Raw genomic sequence first — 21,375 nt, forward strand, 5'->3', positions numbered from 1 at the left:
GCCGTGCGCACCGCCTCTCCCGCGCCCAGACTCGGCGGCACGCCATGAAGAAGCTGCTCGCCCGTTTTCTCCCCGCTCGCCCCGCCGTCGACCCGCGCAGCCTGCGCCTGCCCGCCGCCCAGCCGCTGGACGAGCGCCCGCTGGCCCGCCAGCGCATGGTGGTGGTGGACCTGGAGACCAGCGGCCTCGACCTGCAACGCGACCAGTTGCTGGCCATCGGCGCGGTGGTGATCGAGGACGGCGCCATCGATTTCTCCCAGCAGTTCGAGTGCACCCTGTGCCAGCCGGGTCACCGGGCCGGCGCCAGCACGCTGATCCACGGCATCGCACCCAGTGCGGTGGCTGCCGGGCAGGCGCCGGACGAGGCGCTGCTGGCGTTCATGGCGTTCGTCGACGACAGCCCGCTGCTAGCCTTCCACGCGCCCTTCGACCAGCACATGCTCGAGCGCGCCCTGCGCGAGGAACTGGGCTACCGCCTGCACCACCCTTTCCTCGACGCCGCCGTGCTGGCGCCGCTGCTGTGCCCCGAGGCGCCGCCGTACCGCGGTCTGGACGAATGGCTGGGGCATTTCCGCCTGCAGGCCAGCGAGCGCCACCATGCCAGCGCCGATGCCCTGGCCACCGCGGAGCTGGCGCTAATCCTGTTCAGCAAGGCGCGCCGTCAGGGCCTGGACAATCTGGCCGATCTGCAACGCCAAGCCCAGGCCTGGCGCCGCCGACAGCTGTCGCCCTCGCTCTAGGCGATAGAGCGGAGCAATATCGGTTGTAAAACATTCTCGATTCAAACGGCACCCGGCCTCCACTAGAATGCGAGCCCGTTTCCTCGTCTCGAACCGCCCACCATGCGTTCCACCACCATCCGCCGCTGGTCCATCGTCCACACCTGGACCAGCCTGGTCTGCACCCTGTTCCTTTTCCTGCTGGCGCTCACCGGCCTGCCGCTGATCTTCCATCACGAGATCGAACACCTGCTGGGCGAGGCGCCGGAGCTGCGCGAGATGGCGCCCGACGTGCCGCGCCTGGACCTGCAGCAGATCGTCGAGGCCGGCGAGCGCCATCGCCCCGGCGAGGTGGTGCAGTACCTGGGCTGGGAAGACGACGAGCCCAACGGCGTGGTGACCATCATGGCCGCCACCGCCGGCACCGAGCCCAATTCCTCGCACACCTTCATGCTCGATGCGCGCAGCGGCGAGGCGGTGGAAATGCCGGCGGCCAACGGCGGCTTCATGATGCTGATGCTGCGCCTGCATGTGGACATGTTCGCCGGCCTGCCCGGCAAGCTGCTGCTGGCCTTCATGGGCATCCTCTTCGTGGTGGCGATCGTCTCCGGCGTGGTGCTCTACTCGCCGTTCATGCGCCGGCTGGACTTCGGCACCGTGCGCCAGCACAAGTCCATGCGCCTGCGCTGGCTCGACCTGCACAACCTGATCGGCATCGTCACCCTGGTCTGGGCGCTGACCGTCGGCCTTACCGGGGTGATCAGCGCCTGCGCCGACCTGCTGATCAGCGCCTGGCGCAACGACACTCTCGCCGCCATGGTCGCGCCCTACCGCGACGCCCCGCCGCTCACCGAACGCGCCCCGGCCACGCACCTGCTGGACATCGCCCAGGCCGCCGCGCCCGGCATGCAGCCGGACTTCATCGCCTTCCCCGGTACGCGCTTCTCCAGCGAGCACCATTACTCGGTGTTCATGAAGGGCAGCACGCACCTGACCTCGCACCTGTGGACGCCGGTGCTGATCGACGCGCGGACCCTCGAAGTCACCGCCGTCGCCAGCCGTCCCTGGTACATGGACGCCCTGGCCATGTCGCAGCCGCTGCACTTCGGCGACTACGGCGGCCGGCCGATGCAGATCCTCTGGGCGGTGCTCGACGTGCTGACCCTGATCGTCCTCGGCAGCGGCCTGTACCTCTGGTGGGTGCGCCGCCGCGCACCACGCGCCGCCCTGCGCGACGAGGTGGCGGCATGAAGCGCTGGCGCGAGTCGACCTTCGCCATCCCCACGCTGATCGGCCTGCTCAGCGCCGTCGGTCTATTCGCCGCGCTGCTCGGTGACGGCCCGTGGGACGCCCTGGCCTGGCTCGGCCTGGGCCTGCCGGCCGTGCTCGGATGCTGGCCGCTGCTGCGCCGCTGACTGGCGAAAGCGCAACGCCGACCTAACGTGAAACAAGGCAGAGATCGGAAGCACAGGAGTGCGCCGCTGTCAGTCCTTTCTCCCTCGCTGTTCTGCCGCGCCCGCCGCCCATGCGGCCCCGTCAGCCACCGCCAGGGAGCATCGCCATGCTGTTCATCACCAATCGCTTTCCCAAGGGCTCGATCAAGACCGAGATCGACCGCCCATTCTCCTTCGACCTGAACAACAACGCGCCGAGCAACTCGGTGTACTTCTGCGAGCGGCAGAGCAAGCGCAAGCTGGTCGAGGTCGGAAGTCAGGCCTTCCTCGGCCGGCTGCAGGAGGCCAGGCAGCGGCAGATCCTGCTGTACATCCACGGCTACGCCAACCTGCCGGACGACGTGTTCGCCTCCGTCGAGGAATTCCAGGCGCTGTGCGAGCGCAGCGGCAAGGGCGAGGTGCTGGTGGTGCCGGTGATCTGGCCGTGCGACAACGACCACGGCATCGTCCAGGACTACTGGGACGACCAGAAGTCCGCCGACTACAGCGCCGTGTCGCTGGCCCGCGCCCTGTGCTTCTTCCTCGCCTGGCGCAAGGAGCGTGAGGAAGCCGGCCAGCCCAGCTGCCTCAAGCGCATCAACGTGCTGGCCCACTCCATGGGTAACCGCGTGCTGCGCGAGACCCTCTGCGAATGGGACCGCTACGACCTGGCCAATGGCGTGCCGATGCTGTTCCGCAACACCTTCCTGATCGCCGCCGATATCGAGAACGAGTCGATCCACCGCGGCCAGCGCGGCGAGCTGATCGCCCACGCCTCGCGCAACGTGGTGGTGTACTACGCCTCGGACGACCTGGCCCTGCGCAGCAGCAAGGCGGCCAACGTGAAGAACCGGATCGCCTCGCGCCGCCTCGGCCACAGCGGGCCGGAGAACCTGGAGCTGACGCCGCAGAACGTCTACGCGGTGGACTGCGACGACATCAACACCCTCTACGACTTCCCCAAGGGCCACTCGTACTTCCGCAGCGGCAGGACGCCGGGCGTGTCCGGCGTGGTCTTCGACCACCTGTTCGAGTGCCTGGTCAGCGGCCGGGTATTCCCCCAGGACGAGTTCCGCCGCACCAGCATCCTGCACGACAGCGCCGCCTGAATCGCGGCCATAAAAAAGGCCCCGGGAGTGGGGCCAAGCGCAGGGTGACAAACGCGCGAATCAGGTGAGCTGGGCGTGCGGCCCGCTGAGGTAGTCGAGCAGGCGGAACAGGCTGGCTTTGAGCGAGGCGCAGTGGGCGCTGCCGGCCTGGATGGTGACGGCGTCCTGCACGGCGCCGGGCCGCGTCAGGTCCTGCGGGCAGGCGGCGATCAGCTGCTCGATGCTGGCCGGGCTGCTCTCCAGGTGGCACTGTAGGGCCACGGCGCGCTCCTGCCAGACGAAGCCCTGCAGGGCGCAGGCCGCCGAGTGGTAGAGGGGAATGGCCCCGGCCGGCAGGCCGAAGGTCTCGCCGTGCCAGTGCATGGCCATCAACCGCTGCGGCAGCATGCGCCCGAGCGGCGACTGGCTCGCCGCGGCGTGCTGCTCGATCAGGTGCCAGCCGATTTCCGCCGTGTCGGCCACGCGCACCTCGGCGCCCAGGGCCTCGGCCAGCAGCTGACCGCCGAGACAGATGCCCAGCACGCGCTTGCCGGCATCGAGCGCGGCGCGCAGCAGCTGTTTCTCGGCCACCAGCCAGGGATGCTCGGCCTCGTCGTGCACGCTCATCGGCCCGCCCATGACCACCAGCAGGTCGAAGTCGTCCAGCGTCGGCAGCGCATCGCCGGCATACAGGTGATGGACCCGCGCCAGCAGGCGGCGCTGGTCCAGCCACTGGCCGATCTGCGCCGGCCCCTCGAACGCCACGTGCTGCAGTATGGCCACGCGCATCACACCACCTCCTGCGCCGGTCGGCGCGCCCGCTCCAGCGCCCGGTGCAGGCGCCGCAGCATTTCCTCGATATTGCCCGGGCTGACCGTCAGCGCCGGGGTGAAGCGCAGCACGTCGGGCTGCGCCGCGTTGATCAGCAAGCCTTCGTCCAGGGCCGCGCGGGCCACCTGGGCGGCGTCGCTCGCACCCAGCGGCAGGCCGAGCAGCAGACCGTGGCCGCGCGGCACCCCGGCGCCGAAGCGACGGCCGACGCGGGCCAGCCCGTCGCGCATCTGCTGCCCGGTAGCGCGCACCTGCTCCAGCAGGCCGGGCTCCAGCACGGCGTCCAGCACCGCCAGGCCGGCGGCCGTCATCAGCGCGTTGCCGTGATAGGTGCCGCCCTGCTCGCCGGGCGCGAAGCAGCAGGCGTTGCCGCGGGCCAGCAGGGCCGCCAGCGGTACGCCGCCACCCAGGCCCTTGCCCAGGGTGATCACGTCGGCGCGGATGCCGTACAGCTCCTCGGCCAGCAGGCTGCCGCAGCGGCCGATGCCGGTCTGCACCTCGTCGAGGATCAGCAGGATGCCGCGCTCGCGGCACAGCCGCTCGGCGCCCTGCAGATAGTCCAGCTCGGCGGGCAGCACGCCGGCCTCGCCCTGCACCGGCTCGAGCATCAGCGCCACTACGTCGTCGCTGAGCGCCGCGTCGAGGGCCGCCAGGTCGTTGTAGGGCACCTTGGCGAAGCCCGGCACCTTGGGCTCGTACAGCGCCTGGAAGGCCGGTTTGCCGGAGGCGGACATGGCGCCGAGGGTGCGGCCGTGGAAACTGTTGACGGCGGTGACCATGCGGTAGGCGCCACCCCTGTGCAGCTGGCCCCACTTGCGCGCCAGCTTGATCGCGCCTTCGTTGGCCTCGGCGCCGCTATTGAGGAAGTAGGCCTGGTCGCTGCCGGTGGCCTGGCACAGGCGCGCGGCCAGTTCGAGCATGCCGCGGTTGTAATAGGCCGGACCGGGGTTGATCAGCTGGCCGGCCTGGCGCTGCAGCGCGCGGACCAGGGCCACCGGGCTGTGGCCGAGGCTGTTGACCGCCCAGCCCTGGGTGAAGTCCAGGTAGGAGCGACCCTCGGCATCCCACAGCCAGGAACCCTGGCCGCGCACGAACAGCTGCTCCGGGCGCTGCACGGTGTGCATCAGGCGATCGCGGGACCAGTCGTCACGCATCGTCGAGCTCCAGATACTGGTACTGCACGCCGAGCAGGCGAATGCCCTCCGGCCCGCACTCGACGATGCGCCGCTGCTCCTTGCGCTGCTGCACGCCCAGAGTGAAGCCCTCGGCCTCGGGAAAGCGCCGCTGCAACTCGCCGCGCACCTCATCCAGGCGGGCGCCAGTGACCGTCATCTCGGCCCACAGGCAGCCGTCACGGTGCAACTGGATCAAATACTCGTTCATGCGCTCAGCGCCGGCCGTGCCGGGCCCTCCAGACGGTTGCGCCAGTCTTCCAGCTGGCCGCTGGACAGGCGCCGTGCGGCGCCATGGCGCCAGCGTTCGGACAGTGCCTCGCAGGCCACCAGCTGCTGCAGGCCGCCGCGTTCGAGGGGGAACTGGAAATAGCTGCGGATGGCCTGGGCCACGCTCAGGCCGGAAGGGCTGCGCTGCACCCGCTCCAGCGGCTGCGCGGCGCTGACCCAGCCCGGTTGCAGCACGCGGAAGAACCAGCCGCACAGGCCGTTGTTCTGCATCTCCAGCGCCAGCCCCGGCAGCGCCCAGCGCTCGGCCAGGCGGTAGCAGGGCGAACGCGGCTGGCTGACCTGGATCAGCGCGTCGCCCCAACGGAAGATGTCGCCGATGCACACCTGGCTCTCCAGCAGGCCATGGCTGGACAGGTTCTCGCCGAAGGCCGGCTGCGACCACTCGCGTTGCGGGTAACGCTGGCGCCAGTGCGCATAGTGCTCCGACGGATAGAGGTGCAACGCGCGCTCGGGGCCGCCGTGGTGGCGACTGTCGCCCTGCTCGTCGCCCTCCAGCCCCAGCGGGCCGAGCCAGATGTCGGCGTTCACCGGCTGCTTGCCCAGCGCGCTGACGTAACCGCGGCCTTCATCCACGGTTTTTCCTATGAATAAACCCACCACCTCTGCCTTGATCATGTTCTCCGCCACCCTGTCGCGGCTTTCGATGCGGCAATCTTATTGAGCGCAGCGGCCGGATGACATTTCGATTTCCCAGCTTCATTGATAAGCTGAAGTTATCGATAGCCAAGGAGCAGCCCATGGACTTTCGCCAGTTGCGTTACTTCGTCGCGCTGTACGAGGAGGGCCATGTCGGCCGCGCCGCCGAGCGCCTGAGCCTGTCGCAGCCGGCGCTGTCGCAGCAGATTCGCCAGTTGGAACAGAACCTGGAGGTGGCGCTGTTCCAGCGCAGCGGCAAACGCCTGCTGCCGACCCTCGCCGCGCATACCCTGTACAGCCACGCGCTGCCGCTGCTCGACGGCCTGGAGCGGGCCCGCGACGCCCTGCGCGGCTTCCGCGGCCGCGCCCCGCGCAGCCTGGCCATCGGCGTGCTGCAGACGGTCAACGCCAGCCTGGTGCCGCACCTGCTGGAGAAGCTGCGCGCCGCGCAACCGCAACTGGTGGTGCAGATCTATGAACTGTCCGGCCTGGACATCGAGCGGCGCCTGCTCAGCGGCAGCCTGGACATCGGCATCGGCTTCCTGCCGCCGCGCCAGCCCGGCCTGCACAGCCTGGAGCTGTACGAGGACGAGCTGCAGCTGGTGGTGCCACCGGAGCATGCGTTGCGCGAATTCAGGAAGGTGTCGCTGGCGCAGGCGGCGGAGCAGCCGATGCTGCTGCTCGGCGAGGAATTCCGCGTAAGGCAGATCTGGCAGGAGCAGCTGGCGCTGCTCGGCCGCCGCCCGCACGTGCAGGCCGAACTCAATCACATGAGTGGCATTCTCGACAGCCTGCCGCACTCGGCCGGCCTGGCCACCGTGCTGCCGGGCCGCGCCCGCCAGCTGCACGCCAACCAGGGCCTGCTGTGGAAGCCGATCAGCGAGCCACGGGTGCCGCTGAAGGTCGGTCTGGTGTTCCGAGATGCCCAGCGCCAGCAGCCGACGCTGGACCTGCTGGGCAAGCTGCTGGACGAGGTGGTGAACGGGAAATAAAAAACCCCGCTTGCGCGGGGTTCTGCAGACTTGTTCCCTGACGTCCATGATCCGTGCGCCATCCTGGCGAACAATCCCTCATGTCCCTGTTTTCTCGGTGCGCTTCCTGCGCTAAGTCCTTGAAAGCGAGATTAATCCGGCTGATGGCACGCTGATAGCAGCCTTCGCCGGTACGCTTTGTAAGCCAAAGATTACAAAGCCGCCGAGCGGGAAGGGGTTCACAAAGTGCGTGTGACGGCTATCATCGCGCGCCTGCCACGCCCCACCGAGCCAACCATGAGACCGCAACTGATCGCCGCGGCGGAAATCGACCGCCTGGAAACCTGGAGCAAGTACAACAAGGACATGTGCACCAGCTGCATGTCGACGTGCTGCACCATGCCGGTGGAGGTGCGCATCGTCGACCTGATCCGTATCGGCGTGGTGGACGAGTTCGAGCGCGGCGAGCCGCCGAAGAACATCGCCAAGCGGCTGCAGAAGGAAGGCCTGGTCGAGCGTTTCAACCAGAAATCGGGCATCTTCACCCTGACCCGGATGAGCAACGGCGACTGCATGTACCTGGACCGCAAGACCCGCCTCTGCACCGTCTACGACAAGCGCCCGGACACCTGCCGCAACCATCCGCGCGTCGGCCCGCGGCCGGGCTACTGCGCCTGGCGGCCAAAGACCTGAACGGGCGCGGCCAACCTCAGCGCGTCTGCCGCGTCGCCTTCAGCCGGACCCACACCACGCCGATCAGCAGCAGCGGCACGCCCAGCGTGAGCCACGACAGCAGATCGTAGACATCGTCGCCGACCAGCGCCGCGATCAGGCCGAACAGGCTCAGCAGCGCCAGCAGCAGCGGCCAGCGGAAGATCATCCAGAGTCCGCGTCTCATGCCCTGCCCTCCGCTACCAGGCCGCCGGCGTTCAGCTCGGCCAGGCGTTTCTCCAGCGGCGCCTTGCGCCGGGCCAGCCAGAGGTACAGGCCGCTGATCAGGATGACGATGGAGACGATGTCCAGCAGCGCCCAGATGATCTTCAGCGGCAGGCCGCCGTAGTCACCGAAGTGCAGCGGCTGCGACACCAGCAGCGTCTTCACGTACATCGGCATCTCGCGCATGTCGGTCAGCTCGCCGGTCGTCGCATCCACCAGCGCAGGCTTGAGCAGGCGCGAGGTCAGTGGCGTGTTGCCGCGCATGAACACGGCGTAGTGGTGCTGGCTGCTGAAGTCGGTGCCGGGATAGGCGACGAAGCTCGGCGCCATGTCCGGCGCAGCCGCCTGCGCGGTCTCCATGGCCTTGTGCAGCGAGCCCAGCTCGGTCAGCGGCGGCAGGTCCTTGTAGGGCGCGGTCATTTCCGCCAGCTGGCCGTTCTGCCACAGGCCGAGAATCGGGATCGCCAGGGTGTTGATCACCCCGGTGGCACCGACCACCAGCACCCAGGCCAGGGTGACGATGCCGAGCACGTTGTGCAGGTCCAGCCACTTCAGGCGCTTGCTACGCGCGGTGCGCACGGTGGCGAAGTCCAGCTTGCGCATGAACGGCGTGTAGACCACCACGCCGGACACCAGCGAGACCACCAGCAGCAGGCCCATGAAGCCGAGGAACAGGTAGCCGGGCAGACCCAGGAACATGTCGGTGTGCAGGCGCAGCATCAGGTGCATGAAGCCGTCTTCCGGCGGCTCCGAGGGAAACAGCTCGCCGGTGCGCGTATCGAAGGTCTGGATGTAGGAATCGAGCGGCGGCGGCTGAATGGTCGGCGCGGTGAAGATGAAGCCCAGCGGCTCCTCCGGGTCGAAGCCGACGAAGCGCACCACTTCGCCCGGGCGCACCGCCAGGGCCTCGTCGATCAGCTTGTCGTAGTCGATGCGCGGCGCGTCGGCGGTGAGCTCCTTGAGCTCGGGATGCGGCTCGAAGTAGTGCTCGATCTCCTCATGGAAGATCAGCGGCAGGCCGGTCAGGCACAGCATCAGCAGGAAGACGGTGGAAATCAGGCTGGTCCACTTGTGCACCAGGTACCAGTTGCGCAGGGCTCGGGCGGTCATGTTCGGCTCGTCAGGGTATTCGGCCCCGGGACATCGGGCTCGCACGGGCGGCCTGAACGATCGCGGGAAAGATCTGCGCGGGCTCTGCGGCCTTGGCGCATGCGTCGCGGATGCGACGGTGGACGTGCGCAACGTCAGACGGTCGCACACGCGTTTGAGAATACTTCTCACACGCTTCGACTACAAGCCTTTCGCCATCTCCGATGGATGCGTGGCGGATTCTCGCCCGCCCACACCCGAAAAATGGCGAATTTTCGCCAGAAAAAATGAGCTCTACCCTGGCCTGGCCCCGTCACCCCTGGCGCAGAGGCCTTGTCGCCAGTTGGCATCCGAATTGCGAATGCCGCTGCGCAAGCCATTCGTCCGGGCCGAGCTAGAGTGATAAGGGCTCCCGGACGCCACAACCGTCCTAACAAACACAAGAAAAGGACCCCCGCATGTTCAAGCACACCGCTATGGCGCTCGCCTGCGCCCTCTCCTTCGGCATCTCCAGCTTGGCCCAGGCCGCCGACCCGATCGTCATCAAGTTCTCCCACGTGGTGGCCGACAGCACCCCGAAAGGCCAGGGCGCGCTGCTGTTCAAGAAGCTCGCCGAGGAGCGTCTGGCCGGCAAGGTGAAGGTCGACGTCTACCCGAACTCCTCGCTGTTCGGCGACGGCAAGGAAATGGAGGCCCTGCTGCTCGGCGACGTGCAGATCATCGCCCCCTCGCTGGCCAAGTTCGAGCAGTACACCAAGCAGGTGCAGATCTTCGACCTGCCCTTCCTGTTCGACGACATGGCCGCGGTTGACCGCTTCCAGCACAGCCCCGAGGGCCAGAAGCTGCTGACCTCCATGGAATCCAAGGGCATCACCGGCCTGGCCTACTGGCACAACGGCCTGAAGCAGCTGTCGGCGAACAAGCCGCTGCGCGAGCCCAAGGACGCCCGCGGCCTGAAGTTCCGCGTGCAGGCCTCCGCCGTGCTCGAGGAGCAGTTCAAGGCCGTGCGCGCCAACCCGCGCAAGATGAGCTTCGCCGAGGTCTACCAGGGCCTGCAGACCGGCGTGGTCAACGGTGCCGAGAACCCCTACTCGAACATCTACAGCCAGAAGATGCACGAGGTGCAGAAGTACATCACCGAGTCCAACCACGGCCTGCTGGACTACATGCTGATCACCAACACCAAGTTCTGGAACGGCCTGCCGGAAGATGTACGCACCGAGCTGGGCAAGATCGTCGTCGAAGTCACCGCCGAGGTGAACAAGCAGGCCGACGACCTCAACCAGGGCGACAAGCAGCGCATCCTCGACGCCAAGACCACCGAGATCATCACCCTCACCCCGGAGCAGCGTGGCGAGTGGCGCGAGGCGATGAAGCCGGTGTGGAAGAAGTTCGAAGGTGAAATCGGCGCCGACCTGATCAAGGCCGCCGAAGCCGCCAACCAAGCCCAGTGATGCCGGTGCCGCCGCCCTCGTGGCGGCGGCTTCCCGCCGTACCCGCCATCGGGAGATGCCTGCCATGAACGCCTTGCGGCGCGTCTGGGACCACTTCGAAGAGGGCTTCATCGCCTTCCTCCTGGCGGCCATGACGCTGGTGACCTTCGTTTACGTCATCCTCAACAACCTCTACACCCTCTTCTACGACCTGGCCGACCGTTTCGAAGGCGCCAGCGAGACCCTTTTCGCCATCGGCGACGCCATTCTCGGCGCGGCCCAGGCCATGACCTGGAGCAACGCGCTGACCAAGGCGCTGTTCGCCTGGCTGATCTTTTTCGGCCTGGCCTACGGCGTGCGTACGGCCGGCCACATCGGCGTGGACGCGCTGGTCAAGCTCGCCCCGCGCCACGTGCAGCGGGTGATCGGCGTGATCGCCTGCCTCTGCTGCCTCGGCTACGCCGGCCTGCTCAGCGTGGCCAGCTTCGAATGGGTACAGACCCTGTTCACCGCCGCCATCGGCGCCGAAGACCTGGGTCACTACGGCATCATGCAGTGGCACATCGGCCTGATCGTGCCGCTGGGCTTCGCCCTGGTGTTCGTGCGTTTCCTCGAGATCCTCGTGCGCATCCTGCGTAACCGGCAGACCGGCCTGGGCCTGGCCGACGAGGCCGCCGAGGCGATCAAGCTGACCGAGCACGAGGAGCCGAAGCCATGACCGTGTTGTTCCTCTTCCTCCTGCTGTTCCTGCTGATGTTCATCGGCGTGCCCATCGCCGTGTCCCTCGGCCTGGCCGGCTCGCTGACCATCATGCTGTTCAGCCCCGACTCGGTGCGCTCGCTGGCGATCAAGCTGTTCGAGACCAGCGAGCACTACACCCTGCTGGCGATTCCGTTCTTCCTGCTGGCGGGCGCCTTCATGACCACCGGCGGCGTGGCGCGCCGGCTGATCGACTTCGCCAACGCCTGCGTCGGCCACATCCGTGGCGGCCTGGCGATCGCCGCGGTGCTCGCGTGCATGCTGTTCGCCGCGCTGTCCGGCTCGTCGCCGGCCACCGTGGCGGCGGTCGGCTCCATCGCCATCGCCGGCATGGTGCGCTCGGGCTATCCGCAGTCGTTCGGCGCCGGCATCGTGTGCAACGCCGGCACCCTGGGCATCCTGATCCCGCCGAGCATCGTCATGGTGGTGTACGCCGCCGCCACCGAGACTTCGGTAGGCAAGCTGTTCATGGCCGGCGTCGTTCCCGGCGTGCTGCTCGGCCTGACGCTGATGATCGCCATCTACATCGTCGCGGTGAAGAAGAACCTGCCGGCCCTGCCGCGCGCCACCCTGCGCGAATGGCTGAGCGCCGCGCGCAAGGCGATCTGGGGCCTGCTGCTGATGGTGATCATCCTCGGTGGCATCTACTCCGGCATGTTCACGCCCACCGAGGCGGCTGCGGTGGCGGCGATCTACTCCGCCTTCATCGCCCTGTTCGTGTACAAGGACATGCGCGTGCGTGAGGTGCCCAAGGTGCTGCTGGAGTCGGCCAAGCTGAGCATCATGCTGATGTTCATCATCGCCAACGCCATGCTCTTCGCCCACGTGCTGACCACCGAGCAGCTGCCGCAGCAGATCACCGCCTGGGTGCTGGAGGCCGGCCTGACGCCGATCACCTTCCTGCTGGTGGTGAACATCGTGCTGCTGATCGCCGGTGCGTTCATGGAGCCGTCGGCGATCATCCTGATCCTGGCGCCGATCCTCTTCCCCATCGCCATGGAGCTGGGCATCGACCCGATCCACCTGGGCATCATCATGGTGGTGAACCTGGAGATCGGCCTGGTGACGCCACCGGTGGGACTCAACCTGTTCGTCACCTCGGCGGTCACCGGCATGCCGCTGACCAGCACCATCCGCGCGGCCATGCCGTGGCTGATGATCCTGCTGGCGTTCCTGATCCTGGTCACCTACGTGCCGTGGATCTCCCTGGCGCTGCCCAACTGGCTCGGCATGAGCTGACCCAGACCCGCGACAGCGAAAGGCCCGGCATCCGCCGGGCCTTTTCGTTTACCAGTCCAGCGACAGGCTCAGGCCGATGCCGTGCAGGTCGTCGCCGGCCTTGCGGTAGTCGTAGCCGACCTGCAGCGCCAGGTCCGGCGCCAGGCGCTGGCGCAGGCCGACGCTGGCGCGAGTCTGGTCGCGCTCCAGGGCCGCGCCAACCAGGCTGAAGTCGACACCCGCGACGCTGTTGAGCGCCATGTCCACCTCCTGCTCGTCGTCCTCAAACTCGCGCTCGCGCACCACCTCGCCGAACAGTTCGGCATCGTCGGCCAGGGCGAAGCGCGCCTGCAGGCCAACGCCCAGGCGCTGCGAATCCAGACGTTGGTCGTCATAGTTCAGGGCCGTGGAACTGGCGCCGTCTTCGCGATAGCCGTCCACCTCGATGCGCGCCACGTCGGCGCTGACGAAAGGCGCCAGGCGCAGACGCTCGGCCGGGCTCAGCTCGATGCCGATGCGACCGCCCAGGGCCAGCACCCGGCCCTCGGTGTCGCCGCGCTCGGTACGGGTGGTGCGGCCGAGGGCGAAGCGGCGCTTGAGGTCGTGGTAGTCCAGGTAGCCGGCGCTCAGGCTCAGGTCGCCCCACAGTAGGCCGTCCTGGTACTGGGCGAACGCGCCGGCCAGGTAGCTGCGCAGGCCGTAGTCGGAGTCGCGCGCGCCGAGCTCCAGGTCCTGCTGCTGCACGTCCAGGCTCAGGCCGAGGCGCCAGTGCTCATCGAGGCGGTAGCTGGCGCCGGCGCCCAGGCTCTCGCCATGACCGTCGCCGGCCGCGGCGGTGTCGTCGCCGTCGTAGTCGCTGCGCTGGCTGCTGCCGGAGACGAAGCCGCGCCACTTGCCCCGGGCCTGCCAATCGCCCCAGTCAGCCAGCCATTGCCGGCGCAGCTGTTCGCGGCTGCCGCGCAGGGCCGACTCGGCCGCCTGCGGCAGCAGGCCGATCTCCCAGGGCGCGGCGAGAATCGACAATCCCTGGTCGGCGAGGATGCGCTGCATGGCGGTGCTGGGGTGGACCACGTCGGCGTAGATCAGCCGGTCTGGGTCGGGCGTGGCGCCGCCGATGCCGTACACCGGGTTGATCGCGGCGCAGCCGGAGAAGCAGGTGCCGAGCAAGTTCTGCGTCGGGTCGAAACCGAAGGCGGCCGGGTCGGCCAGCACCTCGCGGTACAGCAGCGGCACGTTGAGCGGGATGACCTCGGCCGGCACGGCGCCGAGCTGCGCTGCCAGCTCGGCGTTGAAGCTGGCCGCCTGGGCCTGCTGGGCGACGTTGGGCAAACCGCCGGTGACCGGGCTGGCCACGTCCACCAGCAGCGGCACCATGAAGTAGCGCCCGCCCGCCGCCTGCAGCGCGCGCACGCCGCCGACCAGGCGCCCGGCCGCGGCGCGGGCGCTGGCATCGTCGGTGATCAGCCCCTGGAGGAAGTCGTTGCCGCCGCCGTTGAGGTAGAACAGGGTGTTCGGGTCGACGCTCAGGCCACGGTTGCGCAGATCGACCAGGTAACCGTCGCGCTGGCGGATCAGCGGGTCGCTGTAATTGAGGCCGGCGCGCACCTGGGAGCCGCCGATGCCGGTGACCGGGTCGTACGCGCCGGTGATCGAGTTGTAGATCTGCTCGGTGCGGTAGCCGCCGACCGCCCAGTTGTTGCCGTCGGGCTGCCCGCTGAGCGCGCGCACCAGATTGGTCGAGGCCACCTGCGGGGCCAGCCCCAGACCGTCGTTGATCAGCATCGGCGAGGTCGAGCCGTAGGCCTCGCCGACGCCATAGGTCGGCCCGACGCGGTTGGTGTGGCGCACCGGGTTGCTCGGCGCGGCGGCCTCGGGGCGCTGGCCGGCGTCGCTCAGGCTATCGCCGAACACCACCATGCCGCTGTAGGCGCCGGCCTCGACATAGGTGGCGGTGGCCAGCAGGCAGGCGTACGCGAGGGGAGTCATTAGTCGCTTCATGTCCCTTTCCCTTGTTCTTGTTGTGATGGGCAAGCGGCGGGAATGTAGGGACAGCGGCAGGGCCTGCACCATCGCCCGGTGCAAATTCCCTCCTAAGACTGAAACGCCGCGCGACGGACTACTCCATCGGCGCGGCGCTCGTTCCTGCGGGGGATCGACCTTGTGCTAGAGCGGCTGCGCGCCGCCCTTGGGCGGCTCCTGCCGGGCCACCTCGGCATCGCTGGCTTTCGGCCGGATCAGGCTGAAGTCGATCAGGTTCTGCGGCCGCTGCGGGTTGCCGATCAGCAGCGGCCGCGGCTTGAACTCGGCGGCGACCAGGCTGCGACTGCGGTCGTGTTCGGCGAAGTCCAGGCCGGCCAGGTCCGCCCAGGTGTGCACCAGGGCCGAGCTGCTGAACGGCCGCGCCAGCGCCTGGCGATAGTCGCGCGCCTGCCATTTCGGCGAGTTCCACAGGATGAACGGGATGGTGTACATGGGCCCGGTCGGCGCCGCCTCGTTGCGCCCCAGCACCTGCGGCTGCCGGGCGTCGAACACCGCCTCGCCGTGATCGGAGAGGTACAGCAGGAAGCCGTTGGGGTCGGTGGCGGCGAAGCGCTCGATCAGGCTGGAGACGACGAAATCGTTGTACAGCACGGCGTTGTCGTAGGCGTTGTAGGTCGGCAGCTGGTCGTCGCTGACGTGCTCGGGCACGCCGCTGCGGTCGGCGAAGCGCTCGTACTCCGGCGGGTAGCGATAGCGGTAGCTCATGTGCGTGCCGAGCAGGTGCACCACCACGAACTTGCGCGGCGCCGTATCGGCCAGCACCTTGGCGAAAGGCTCGAGCACATCGCCGTCGTACTGGCGGGCGTTCTGCTCGCGGTTGTTGTTCAGGTAGAACTGCTCGTCCGCCTGCTTGGAGAAAGTGGTGAGCATGGTGTTGCGCTTGGTGATGGTCTGCTGGTTGGTGATCCAGTAGGTCTTGTAGCCGGCCTGCTTCATCACGCTGACCAGCGACGGCGTGTTCAGGTGCGCGTCGGGGTTTTCTTGGTCGGCGAAGGTCAGCACCTGCTGCAGCGCCTCGATGGTGTAGGGCCGCGGCGTGACCGCGCCGGTGAACACCTGCAACTGGTCGCGCAGCTTGTCCAGCTGCGGCGTGGTCGGGCGGCCATAGCCGTACAGGCTCATGCGCTGGCGATTGGTCGACTCGCCGATGACCAGCACGAGCGTCGCCGGCTGCCCGGCATGGGCGTCGCGCAGGTCGGTCAGCGGCGCGATGCGCTGACGCCCTTCCAGCAGCGCCTGCATGTTGGCCAGCTGCGTGCGGTACTGGCGATAGCCGACCACCAGCTGCCAGGGCGTGGCCGGCTCGATGCGCTCCTCGAAATTCTCCAGCGCCGCCAGGGTGCTGTCGTGCTTGCTGAACTGGCGTATCGCCGGATAACCGACCGAGGCGAACAGCAGAAAGGCCGATGCCAGCAGTGCTCCGGGCCGCGACAGGTACACCGGGCGCACCCTGCGCCACAGCAGCCAGGCGCCGAGGCCGTAGAGCAGGAAGGCCGGCACCATCCACCCGGCGAAGTACTGCGCCAGGTATTCGCTGCCCTCGCTGACGTTGGACTCGAAGAGGATGAAGATCACGCTCTGCGAGAACTCCTGCCCGTAGATCAGGAAGTAGCCGAATCCGGCCAGCGAGCAGAGCCACAGCGGCACGCCGATCAGCCCCGCCAGCAGCCGCGCCCGCGCCGGAAACAGCAGCAGCGGCACCAGCCACAGCAGGCTCAGCAACAGCGACTGGCGCAACCCGGAGAAGCCGGCGCTGTCGCTGGCGTAGATCAGGATCTGGGTGACACCCGAGAAGTACCAGAAAAACAGAAAGGCCCAGCCCAGGCCGGCCCAGTCGATGCCGGCACGGGAGGCACCGGCGCGTTGCACGTTCGTCATCACAACCCCACGGCGAAACGGGAGAACCCCTTATCGCCGGGCAATCTGCCCGAGCGGGCGTGAAAACAGTGTCAACTGATTGAAATGTTGGCCGGCTGTTCAGAAACGGCGCGTACCCTGGATAGTTGTCGCCCGCCGCCAGTGAAGCCGTTCCACCGAACTGTGCCGAACGGCGCCTCGGCTCGGACCGCGCCGTCACTCCAGATGAAAGCGCGCCGTGTTCTGCGCCAGGGCGCGGCTGCCTTCGCCGAGGCGGTCGGCCACGCCGTGCACGGCCTGGGCGCCGTGCAGCAGGCTGGCGGCGGCCTGGTCGACCTGCTGGATATTGCCGCTGACCTCCTCCGCCGTGGCCGCCTGCTGCTCAACGGCGGTGGCGATCTGCGCGATCATGTCGCTGACCCGCTGCACCGCGCCGGCAATTTCGCCCAGGTGGTCGCCCAACTCAGTGACCGCGCCGGCGTCGACCTCGGCCTGGCTGCAGGCGCTCTGCATCAGCTCTACGGATTGAAGGACAACGCGCTGCAGCGCCTCGACCGTGGCGCTGATCTCGCGGGTCGACTCCTGGGTGCGCTGCGACAGCGAGCGCACCTCGTCGGCCACCACGGCGAAGCCGCGGCCCTGCTCGCCGGCGCGGGCCGCCTCGATGGCGGCGTTGAGCGCCAGCAGGTTGGTCTGCTCGGCGATGCCCTTGATCACGTCCACCACCCGGTCGATCTGCTGGGCCTGCTCGCGCAATTCGCCGAGCGCCGCGGCGGTGTCGCCCAGGCGCGCGGTGAGCTGGCGCATGCTGGCGGTGGTCTGCTGGCTGCGCTGGTTGCTCTGCTCGGCCACATGGCGGGTCTGGGTGGCGTCCTGGGCCGCCAGCTCGCAGTTCTCCGCCACGCTCTGCGCGGTGGCGGCCATCTGCGTGGCGGCGGCGGCGATCTGGCTGACCTGCTGCTGTTGCTGCTCCACCGCCTGCAGCGCCGTCCGGGCCTGGTCGCCGAGGGTGAGCACGGTGTCGCCGAGCTCGGCGCTCTCGCGATTGACGCCCTGCAGTGAGCCGCGCAATTGCCCCACGGCGTCGTTCAGCGCGGCGCCGATCAGCGCCAGCTCGTCCTTGCCATGCACGGTGACATGCCGGCGCAGGTCGCCGTCGCGCAGGGACTGGGCCAGCGAGGTGATGCGCCGGCTGCTGCCGCGAATCGACACCTGCAGGCAGACCAGGGCGTAGAGCGCCAGCGCCACCAGCACGCCGAAGGCGCCGAGGGTGATGATCAGCGCGCGCAGGGCCTTGGCCCGGTATTGGCCGAGGCGGGCATCGAGGGCGTCGAGGGTGGCGCGTTGCAGCGCCTCGGCGTGCTGCTGGGCCGCGTCCATGCCGCGCTCGAAGGTGGCCATGTCGAGCTGGATGCCGCCGTCGCCATACATCTTCTGGTCCAGCTGGGCCAGCCACTCATCGAGGCCGGCCAGGCTCTGGGCGTAGGCCTGGGTCCAGGCCAACAGCGACTTCGGCAGCTCGCCCTCCAGGCGCTCGCCGAGCTTGCCCAGCTGCTGCCGCGACTCGCCGGTGGCGGCGCGGATCTCGCGCAGCTGCAGGCGGCTCTGCAGGCTGAACTGACCGGCCGCCACGGCGCCCTGGCCGACGCTGGCGAGCACGCCGAGGCGCTGCTGCAGGCCCGGCGAGTCTTCGGTGGCCAGCTGCATCAGCAGGTAGGTCTCCAGCCAGGGATCGAGGATCAGGCCGCTCTCGGTGGCGATCTGCTCGCGCAGCGCGCCGAGACGTTGCAGCGCGTTGCTGAAGCGGTCGTAGGCGTCCGGCCACCAGCCGATGCTGCCGAGGGCCTGGGCGCGCAAACCGTCGCGCTCGGCCTGCAGCGCGCCGAGGCTGTCGCGCGCCTGTTCGCTGGCGCCCTCGGCGACCAGCACTTGCTGCAGGTCCTGCAGCGCCTGGTCCAGCTCGGCCTCGCTCTGTTGCAGACGCGCAATCGCCGCCTGGGTCTCGGCACTGGCCTGGCGGTCGCGCTCGGTGGATTTCCAGCGGGCGGTGAGATTGCGCTGGCGAATCAGCAGTTGTTCGACCCGGTCCAGCACCTGCAGCTGCAGCACGCCGGAATGCTCACCGTCGACTACCTTGAGCTTGCCCAGGTAGTTGTCGCTGATCGACCAGGCCGCGTAGGCCAGCGGCAGGATGAACAGCAGCGCCAGCAACTGGAACTTGCGGGCGAAGCTGAAATTCTCGAGAGCGTTGACCCCGGGCAGCAACAGCGCATTCATCGTCGAACTCCTGAATCGGACGAAACTGCGAAACTCGTGACCTAGCAAATGCCGAGCCACGCCTGCGCCGCTTCGAGACTTCCGTAGTTATCGGAAGCCTCGCCGACTTCGTGAGGGTAACGGTAGAAGGCAATGCGCCATCAAGGTGCGAAAACGCGCCATTCACTCGTCGAACTGACCGAGATCCTGACGCAACGCGCCGGCCAGCGCCTGGAAGCCGTGCAGCAGCAGCGAGTCGTCGTGCGAGGCGTTGCTGACGCTGGCGCGGACGAACTGCGGTACGGCGGCGCGACCGACGGCGAAGGCCTCGGCGGTGGCGATCAGGCAGTTCTTCAGCTTCAGGTCCACTTCCACGTCCGAGGCGCGCCAGGGCTCGGGCACCTCGATCCAGAAGTGCGGGCACTGGGGATGAGTGCGATAGCTCAGGCCCTCCAGCTGGCCCTGCACCAGCGCCTTGCGCCGGCCGATCTCGGCCACTTGCTGACGCAGCAGCTGGTCGGCGACGCCGCTGTCGATCCAGTGGGTAGCCAGCTCCATGGCCAGCGGCGTGGCCATCCAGCAACTGGCGCGCAGGGTGGCCGAGATGCGTCCGACCAGGGTCGCCGGCGCATGCAGATAGCCGACCCGCAGGCCGGCGGCCATGGCCTTGCTCAGGCTGCCGATCAGGATGCTGCGTTCCGGCGCGTAGACGCTCAGGGGCGGCGGGCGATCGGCCACCAGCACCGCGTGGGCCTCGTCCTCGACGATCAGCAGGTTGTGCTCGCGGCACACCGCGGCGACGGCTTCGCGGCGGCTGGCGGACATCACGCCGGTGGTCGGGTTCTGCAGGGTCGGCGTGCAGTACAGCGCGGTGACGCGGTTGTGCCGGCACAGCTCGTCGAGGGACTCGGGGATCAGGCCTTCCTCGTCCATCGTCGCGCCGAGCAGCTTGATGCCGAGCATGCGCGCGGCGGTGATCAGGCCCGGGTAGGTGAGCTGCTCGGTGACCAGCGTGTCGCCGGCCCGCAGCAGCGCCATCAGGGTGCAGAGCAGGCCGTGCTGGCCGCCGTTGACGCACAGCACCTGCTCGGCCTGGGGCTGGAAGTCGCCATGGGCCAGCCAGTGCGCACCGGCCTGGCGATAGCGCGGCAGGCCGGCATCCGGGGTGTAGAGGGTCAGCTCGGCCAGGGTGCGCGGGTCGCGCGCCAGGTCCGCCAGGCTTTGCGCCAGCAGACTGGTCTCCAGACCGGGGATGTGCATGTTGCGGCTCATGTCGAACTGCTCCGGCCGCTCCTCCACGAAGTTGCTGAAGCCGGCGTCGCGCTTGCGCTCCAGGTCGCGCTGGCGGACGAAGGTGCCGTCGCCGATGCGCGCCACCACCAGGCCCATGCGCTCCAGTTCGGCGTAGGCACGGCTGACAGTGCCGATGGTCACGCCGAGGCGATCGGCCAGATGGCGGTGCGGCAGCAGCTTGGCGCCTCCCTCGAGACTGCCCTCCAGAATGCGCGCCTGCAGGGCCTCGGCCAGGCGCTTGTACTTGGCGCCATGGCCCGAGCTTAGGGCCTCTCGAAGAATTGACACCGTGTCAATAATTGGTTTGACAGCCATTTTCCGTCCAAATAGCCTCATCGGCCAGTATCAATCGCGATTGATTCCCGCGAATTAGGGTTCAATTCGGCAGAAACGAAGGATTGTCATCATGCCAATGTCAGCGGTGATTGAAAACACCGGTAAAAACCGGAAGTACTGGCTGAGCGCGCTGGTTACCAGCCTGCTGTTCCTGATCGTCTGCCTGAGCTGGGGCACGACCTGGCTCGGCATCAAGATCGCCGTGGAGACCGTGCCGCCGCTGACCGCCTCGGGCCTGCGCTTCCTCATCGCCTTTCCGCTGTTCATCTGCTTCGCCCTGATCCGCGGCGACTCAATCTTCTTCCCGCGCAGCCACCGGGGCTTCTTCGTCTTCGTCACCCTGTGCTACTTCAGCCTGCCCTACTACCTGCTCAACTACGGCGAGACCCATGTGTCGTCAGGCCTCACCGCGCTGCTGTTCAGCTGCATGCCGGTGTTCATCCTGATCTTCTCCGCGCTGTTCCTGCGCGAGCGCATCTACCTGTCGCAGGTGATGGGCATCGGCATCGGCTTCGCCAGCCTGTTCATGATCCTGCGCAGCCAGGGCCTGAGCCTGGCCCACGACGAATTCGCCGGGGTGCTGGCGATTCTCGCCGCCGCGGTGATGCACGCCCTGTGCTACGTGGTGACCAAGAAGAAGGGCGCGGACATCAGCGTCATCACCTACAACACCCTGCCCATCGGCCTGGCCGGGCTGATGCTGTTCCTCGTCGGCCTGGGCGTGGAGCAGCCGGACTTCGCCGGCATCAGCGCACGTTCCTGGTGGGCGCTGACCTACCTGGGCCTGTGCGCCTCGGTGGGCGGCTTCATCGTCTACTTCTTCCTGCTCAAGCGCCTGAGCCCGGTGATCCTCTCGTTCGTCTTCATCATCTTCCCGGTGTTCGCCGTGATCGTCGGCTCCTGGTACGAGGGCCTGCCGATCTCCCGCGACCTCGCGCTGTACTCCGCCCTGCTGCTGGCCGGCTTCGCCATCACCAAGGTGCCGGTGGAAAGACTGCTGGCGAAGAAGGACTAGCG

General features: G+C 68.1%; 20 protein-coding genes and 1 pseudogene. 10 read left to right on the forward strand and 11 right to left on the reverse strand.

What is annotated here, in order from left to right:
• Positions 1–44: 44 nt before the first annotated feature.
• The 4 genes from NF616_RS04100 (at position 45) to NF616_RS04115 (ending at position 3,261) form a co-directional block, all read left to right on the forward strand.
• On the forward strand, positions 45–740 hold the full coding sequence (locus tag NF616_RS04100; protein WP_252271786.1) for a 3'-5' exonuclease: 696 nt from the start codon (positions 45–47) through the stop codon (positions 738–740).
• Positions 741–842: 102 nt separating this feature from the next.
• Complete coding sequence (locus NF616_RS04105; RefSeq protein WP_252271787.1) at positions 843–1,970, forward strand: PepSY-associated TM helix domain-containing protein; 1,128 nt, start codon at positions 843–845, stop codon at positions 1,968–1,970.
• The gene (locus tag NF616_RS04110) at positions 1,967–2,134 is read left to right on the forward strand and encodes a hypothetical protein (protein WP_252271788.1); all 168 of its coding nucleotides are present in this window, start codon (positions 1,967–1,969) and stop codon (positions 2,132–2,134) included. The genes NF616_RS04105 and NF616_RS04110 overlap by 4 nt, the downstream gene beginning before the upstream one ends.
• Before the next feature lie 146 nt (positions 2,135–2,280).
• A complete protein-coding gene (locus NF616_RS04115; RefSeq protein WP_252271789.1) occupies positions 2,281–3,261 on the forward strand; it encodes an alpha/beta hydrolase in 981 nt (326 codons plus the stop codon).
• 60 nt (positions 3,262–3,321) lie between these two features.
• Here NF616_RS04115 and NF616_RS04120 read toward each other — a convergent pair whose 3' ends face one another.
• Genes NF616_RS04120 through NF616_RS04135 form a run of 4 tightly spaced genes read right to left on the reverse strand, consistent with a single transcriptional unit; the run spans position 3,322 to position 6,149 of the window.
• Positions 3,322–4,029 (reverse strand): type 1 glutamine amidotransferase, encoded by a 708-nt coding sequence (locus tag NF616_RS04120; RefSeq protein ID WP_252271790.1) that lies wholly within the window; start codon positions 4,027–4,029, stop codon positions 3,322–3,324.
• Positions 4,029–5,225, reverse strand: a complete 1,197-nt coding sequence (locus NF616_RS04125; protein WP_252271791.1) for an aspartate aminotransferase family protein — start codon at positions 5,223–5,225, stop codon at positions 4,029–4,031. The genes NF616_RS04120 and NF616_RS04125 overlap by 1 nt, the downstream gene beginning before the upstream one ends.
• On the reverse strand, positions 5,218–5,454 hold the full coding sequence (locus tag NF616_RS04130) for a hypothetical protein (RefSeq protein ID WP_252271792.1): 237 nt from the start codon (positions 5,452–5,454) through the stop codon (positions 5,218–5,220). Before NF616_RS04130 ends, NF616_RS04125 begins: the two co-directional genes overlap by 8 nt.
• Positions 5,451–6,149 carry an MOSC domain-containing protein gene (locus tag NF616_RS04135; RefSeq protein ID WP_252271793.1) on the reverse strand — a complete coding sequence of 233 codons (699 nt, stop codon included), beginning with the start codon at positions 6,147–6,149 and terminating at the stop codon, positions 5,451–5,453. The genes NF616_RS04130 and NF616_RS04135 overlap by 4 nt, the downstream gene beginning before the upstream one ends.
• A 122-nt stretch (positions 6,150–6,271) precedes the next feature.
• Between NF616_RS04135 and NF616_RS04140 the strand changes: the two genes are divergently transcribed.
• Positions 6,272–7,162, forward strand: coding sequence for a LysR family transcriptional regulator (locus tag NF616_RS04140; RefSeq protein WP_252271794.1), 891 nt, complete (start codon positions 6,272–6,274; stop codon positions 7,160–7,162).
• Between the two features lie 276 nt (positions 7,163–7,438).
• Positions 7,439–7,834: a YkgJ family cysteine cluster protein gene (locus NF616_RS04145; protein ID WP_252271795.1), complete on the forward strand. Its 396-nt coding sequence runs from the start codon at positions 7,439–7,441 to the stop codon at positions 7,832–7,834.
• A gap of 16 nt (positions 7,835–7,850) precedes the next feature.
• On the opposite strand, the gene NF616_RS04150 is transcribed toward NF616_RS04145, so the two are convergent.
• Entirely contained in the window at positions 7,851–8,039 is a 189-nt protein-coding gene (locus NF616_RS04150) for a hypothetical protein (protein ID WP_252271796.1), read from the reverse strand.
• Entirely contained in the window at positions 8,036–9,187 is a 1,152-nt protein-coding gene (locus NF616_RS04155) for a PepSY-associated TM helix domain-containing protein (protein ID WP_252271797.1), read from the reverse strand. Before NF616_RS04155 ends, NF616_RS04150 begins: the two co-directional genes overlap by 4 nt.
• A 437-nt stretch (positions 9,188–9,624) precedes the next feature.
• Here NF616_RS04155 and dctP point away from each other — a divergent pair, with 437 nt between their 5' ends.
• From dctP to dctM, 3 genes are all read left to right on the forward strand, one after another.
• Complete coding sequence (gene dctP, locus NF616_RS04160; RefSeq protein ID WP_252271798.1) at positions 9,625–10,620, forward strand: C4-dicarboxylate TRAP substrate-binding protein DctP; 996 nt, start codon at positions 9,625–9,627, stop codon at positions 10,618–10,620.
• Between the two features lie 64 nt (positions 10,621–10,684).
• Positions 10,685–11,317, forward strand: coding sequence for a C4-dicarboxylate TRAP transporter small permease protein DctQ (gene dctQ, locus NF616_RS04165; RefSeq protein WP_252271799.1), 633 nt, complete (start codon positions 10,685–10,687; stop codon positions 11,315–11,317).
• The gene (gene dctM, locus NF616_RS04170; RefSeq protein WP_252271800.1) at positions 11,314–12,597 is read left to right on the forward strand and encodes a C4-dicarboxylate TRAP transporter large permease protein DctM; all 1,284 of its coding nucleotides are present in this window, start codon (positions 11,314–11,316) and stop codon (positions 12,595–12,597) included. The genes dctQ and dctM overlap by 4 nt, the downstream gene beginning before the upstream one ends.
• A 48-nt stretch (positions 12,598–12,645) precedes the next feature.
• Here the strand turns inward: dctM and NF616_RS04175 are convergent, their stop codons facing one another.
• The 5 genes and pseudogenes from NF616_RS04175 to NF616_RS04190 all read right to left on the reverse strand — a co-directional run bounded on the left by NF616_RS04175 (position 12,646) and on the right by NF616_RS04190 (position 20,337).
• Positions 12,646–14,562 carry an autotransporter domain-containing SGNH/GDSL hydrolase family protein gene (locus NF616_RS04175; protein ID WP_286674908.1) on the reverse strand — a complete coding sequence of 639 codons (1,917 nt, stop codon included), beginning with the start codon at positions 14,560–14,562 and terminating at the stop codon, positions 12,646–12,648.
• Positions 14,563–14,739: 177 nt separating this feature from the next.
• A complete protein-coding gene (gene cptA / locus NF616_RS04180) occupies positions 14,740–16,494 on the reverse strand; it encodes a phosphoethanolamine transferase CptA (RefSeq protein WP_252271802.1) in 1,755 nt (584 codons plus the stop codon).
• Between the two features lie 195 nt (positions 16,495–16,689).
• Positions 16,690–17,397: a methyl-accepting chemotaxis protein gene (locus tag NF616_RS21325; protein WP_434091867.1), complete on the reverse strand. Its 708-nt coding sequence runs from the start codon at positions 17,395–17,397 to the stop codon at positions 16,690–16,692.
• 153 nt (positions 17,398–17,550) lie between these two features.
• Positions 17,551–18,750 (reverse strand): annotated as a pseudogene (locus NF616_RS21330) (HAMP domain-containing protein); the annotation flags it as partial.
• 162 nt (positions 18,751–18,912) lie between these two features.
• On the reverse strand, positions 18,913–20,337 hold the full coding sequence (locus NF616_RS04190) for an aminotransferase-like domain-containing protein (RefSeq protein ID WP_252271804.1): 1,425 nt from the start codon (positions 20,335–20,337) through the stop codon (positions 18,913–18,915).
• 97 nt (positions 20,338–20,434) lie between these two features.
• Here NF616_RS04190 and NF616_RS04195 point away from each other — a divergent pair, with 97 nt between their 5' ends.
• On the forward strand, positions 20,435–21,373 hold the full coding sequence (locus NF616_RS04195; RefSeq protein ID WP_252272467.1) for a DMT family transporter: 939 nt from the start codon (positions 20,435–20,437) through the stop codon (positions 21,371–21,373).
• Positions 21,374–21,375 lie beyond the last annotated feature (2 nt).

The organism is Pseudomonas subflava, from assembly GCF_023823685.1.
Lineage (GTDB): Bacteria > Pseudomonadota > Gammaproteobacteria > Pseudomonadales > Pseudomonadaceae > Aquipseudomonas > Aquipseudomonas subflava.

What these genes read in the sequence shown, in the direction of transcription:
- NF616_RS04100 (WP_252271786.1), top strand. Translation starts at nt 45, where the DNA reads ATGAAGAAGCTGCTCGCCCGTTTTCTCCCCGCTCGCCCCGCCGTCGAC.
- NF616_RS04105 (WP_252271787.1), top strand. Translation starts at nt 843, where the DNA reads ATGCGTTCCACCACCATCCGCCGCTGGTCCATCGTCCACACCTGGACC.
- NF616_RS04110 (WP_252271788.1), top strand. Translation starts at nt 1,967, where the DNA reads ATGAAGCGCTGGCGCGAGTCGACCTTCGCCATCCCCACGCTGATCGGC.
- NF616_RS04115 (WP_252271789.1), top strand. Translation starts at nt 2,281, where the DNA reads ATGCTGTTCATCACCAATCGCTTTCCCAAGGGCTCGATCAAGACCGAG.
- NF616_RS04120 (WP_252271790.1), bottom strand. Translation starts at nt 4,029, where the DNA reads ATGCGCGTGGCCATACTGCAGCACGTGGCGTTCGAGGGGCCGGCGCAG.
- NF616_RS04125 (WP_252271791.1), bottom strand. Translation starts at nt 5,225, where the DNA reads ATGCGTGACGACTGGTCCCGCGATCGCCTGATGCACACCGTGCAGCGC.
- NF616_RS04130 (WP_252271792.1), bottom strand. Translation starts at nt 5,454, where the DNA reads ATGAACGAGTATTTGATCCAGTTGCACCGTGACGGCTGCCTGTGGGCC.
- NF616_RS04135 (WP_252271793.1), bottom strand. Translation starts at nt 6,149, where the DNA reads ATGATCAAGGCAGAGGTGGTGGGTTTATTCATAGGAAAAACCGTGGAT.
- NF616_RS04140 (WP_252271794.1), top strand. Translation starts at nt 6,272, where the DNA reads ATGGACTTTCGCCAGTTGCGTTACTTCGTCGCGCTGTACGAGGAGGGC.
- NF616_RS04145 (WP_252271795.1), top strand. Translation starts at nt 7,439, where the DNA reads ATGAGACCGCAACTGATCGCCGCGGCGGAAATCGACCGCCTGGAAACC.
- NF616_RS04150 (WP_252271796.1), bottom strand. Translation starts at nt 8,039, where the DNA reads ATGAGACGCGGACTCTGGATGATCTTCCGCTGGCCGCTGCTGCTGGCG.
- NF616_RS04155 (WP_252271797.1), bottom strand. Translation starts at nt 9,187, where the DNA reads ATGACCGCCCGAGCCCTGCGCAACTGGTACCTGGTGCACAAGTGGACC.
- dctP (WP_252271798.1), top strand. Translation starts at nt 9,625, where the DNA reads ATGTTCAAGCACACCGCTATGGCGCTCGCCTGCGCCCTCTCCTTCGGC.
- dctQ (WP_252271799.1), top strand. Translation starts at nt 10,685, where the DNA reads ATGAACGCCTTGCGGCGCGTCTGGGACCACTTCGAAGAGGGCTTCATC.
- dctM (WP_252271800.1), top strand. Translation starts at nt 11,314, where the DNA reads ATGACCGTGTTGTTCCTCTTCCTCCTGCTGTTCCTGCTGATGTTCATC.
- NF616_RS04175 (WP_286674908.1), bottom strand. Translation starts at nt 14,562, where the DNA reads ATGACTCCCCTCGCGTACGCCTGCCTGCTGGCCACCGCCACCTATGTC.
- cptA (WP_252271802.1), bottom strand. Translation starts at nt 16,494, where the DNA reads ATGACGAACGTGCAACGCGCCGGTGCCTCCCGTGCCGGCATCGACTGG.
- NF616_RS21325 (WP_434091867.1), bottom strand. Translation starts at nt 17,397, where the DNA reads ATGGCCGCCACCGCGCAGAGCGTGGCGGAGAACTGCGAGCTGGCGGCC.
- NF616_RS04190 (WP_252271804.1), bottom strand. Translation starts at nt 20,337, where the DNA reads ATGGCTGTCAAACCAATTATTGACACGGTGTCAATTCTTCGAGAGGCC.
- NF616_RS04195 (WP_252272467.1), top strand. Translation starts at nt 20,435, where the DNA reads ATGTCAGCGGTGATTGAAAACACCGGTAAAAACCGGAAGTACTGGCTG.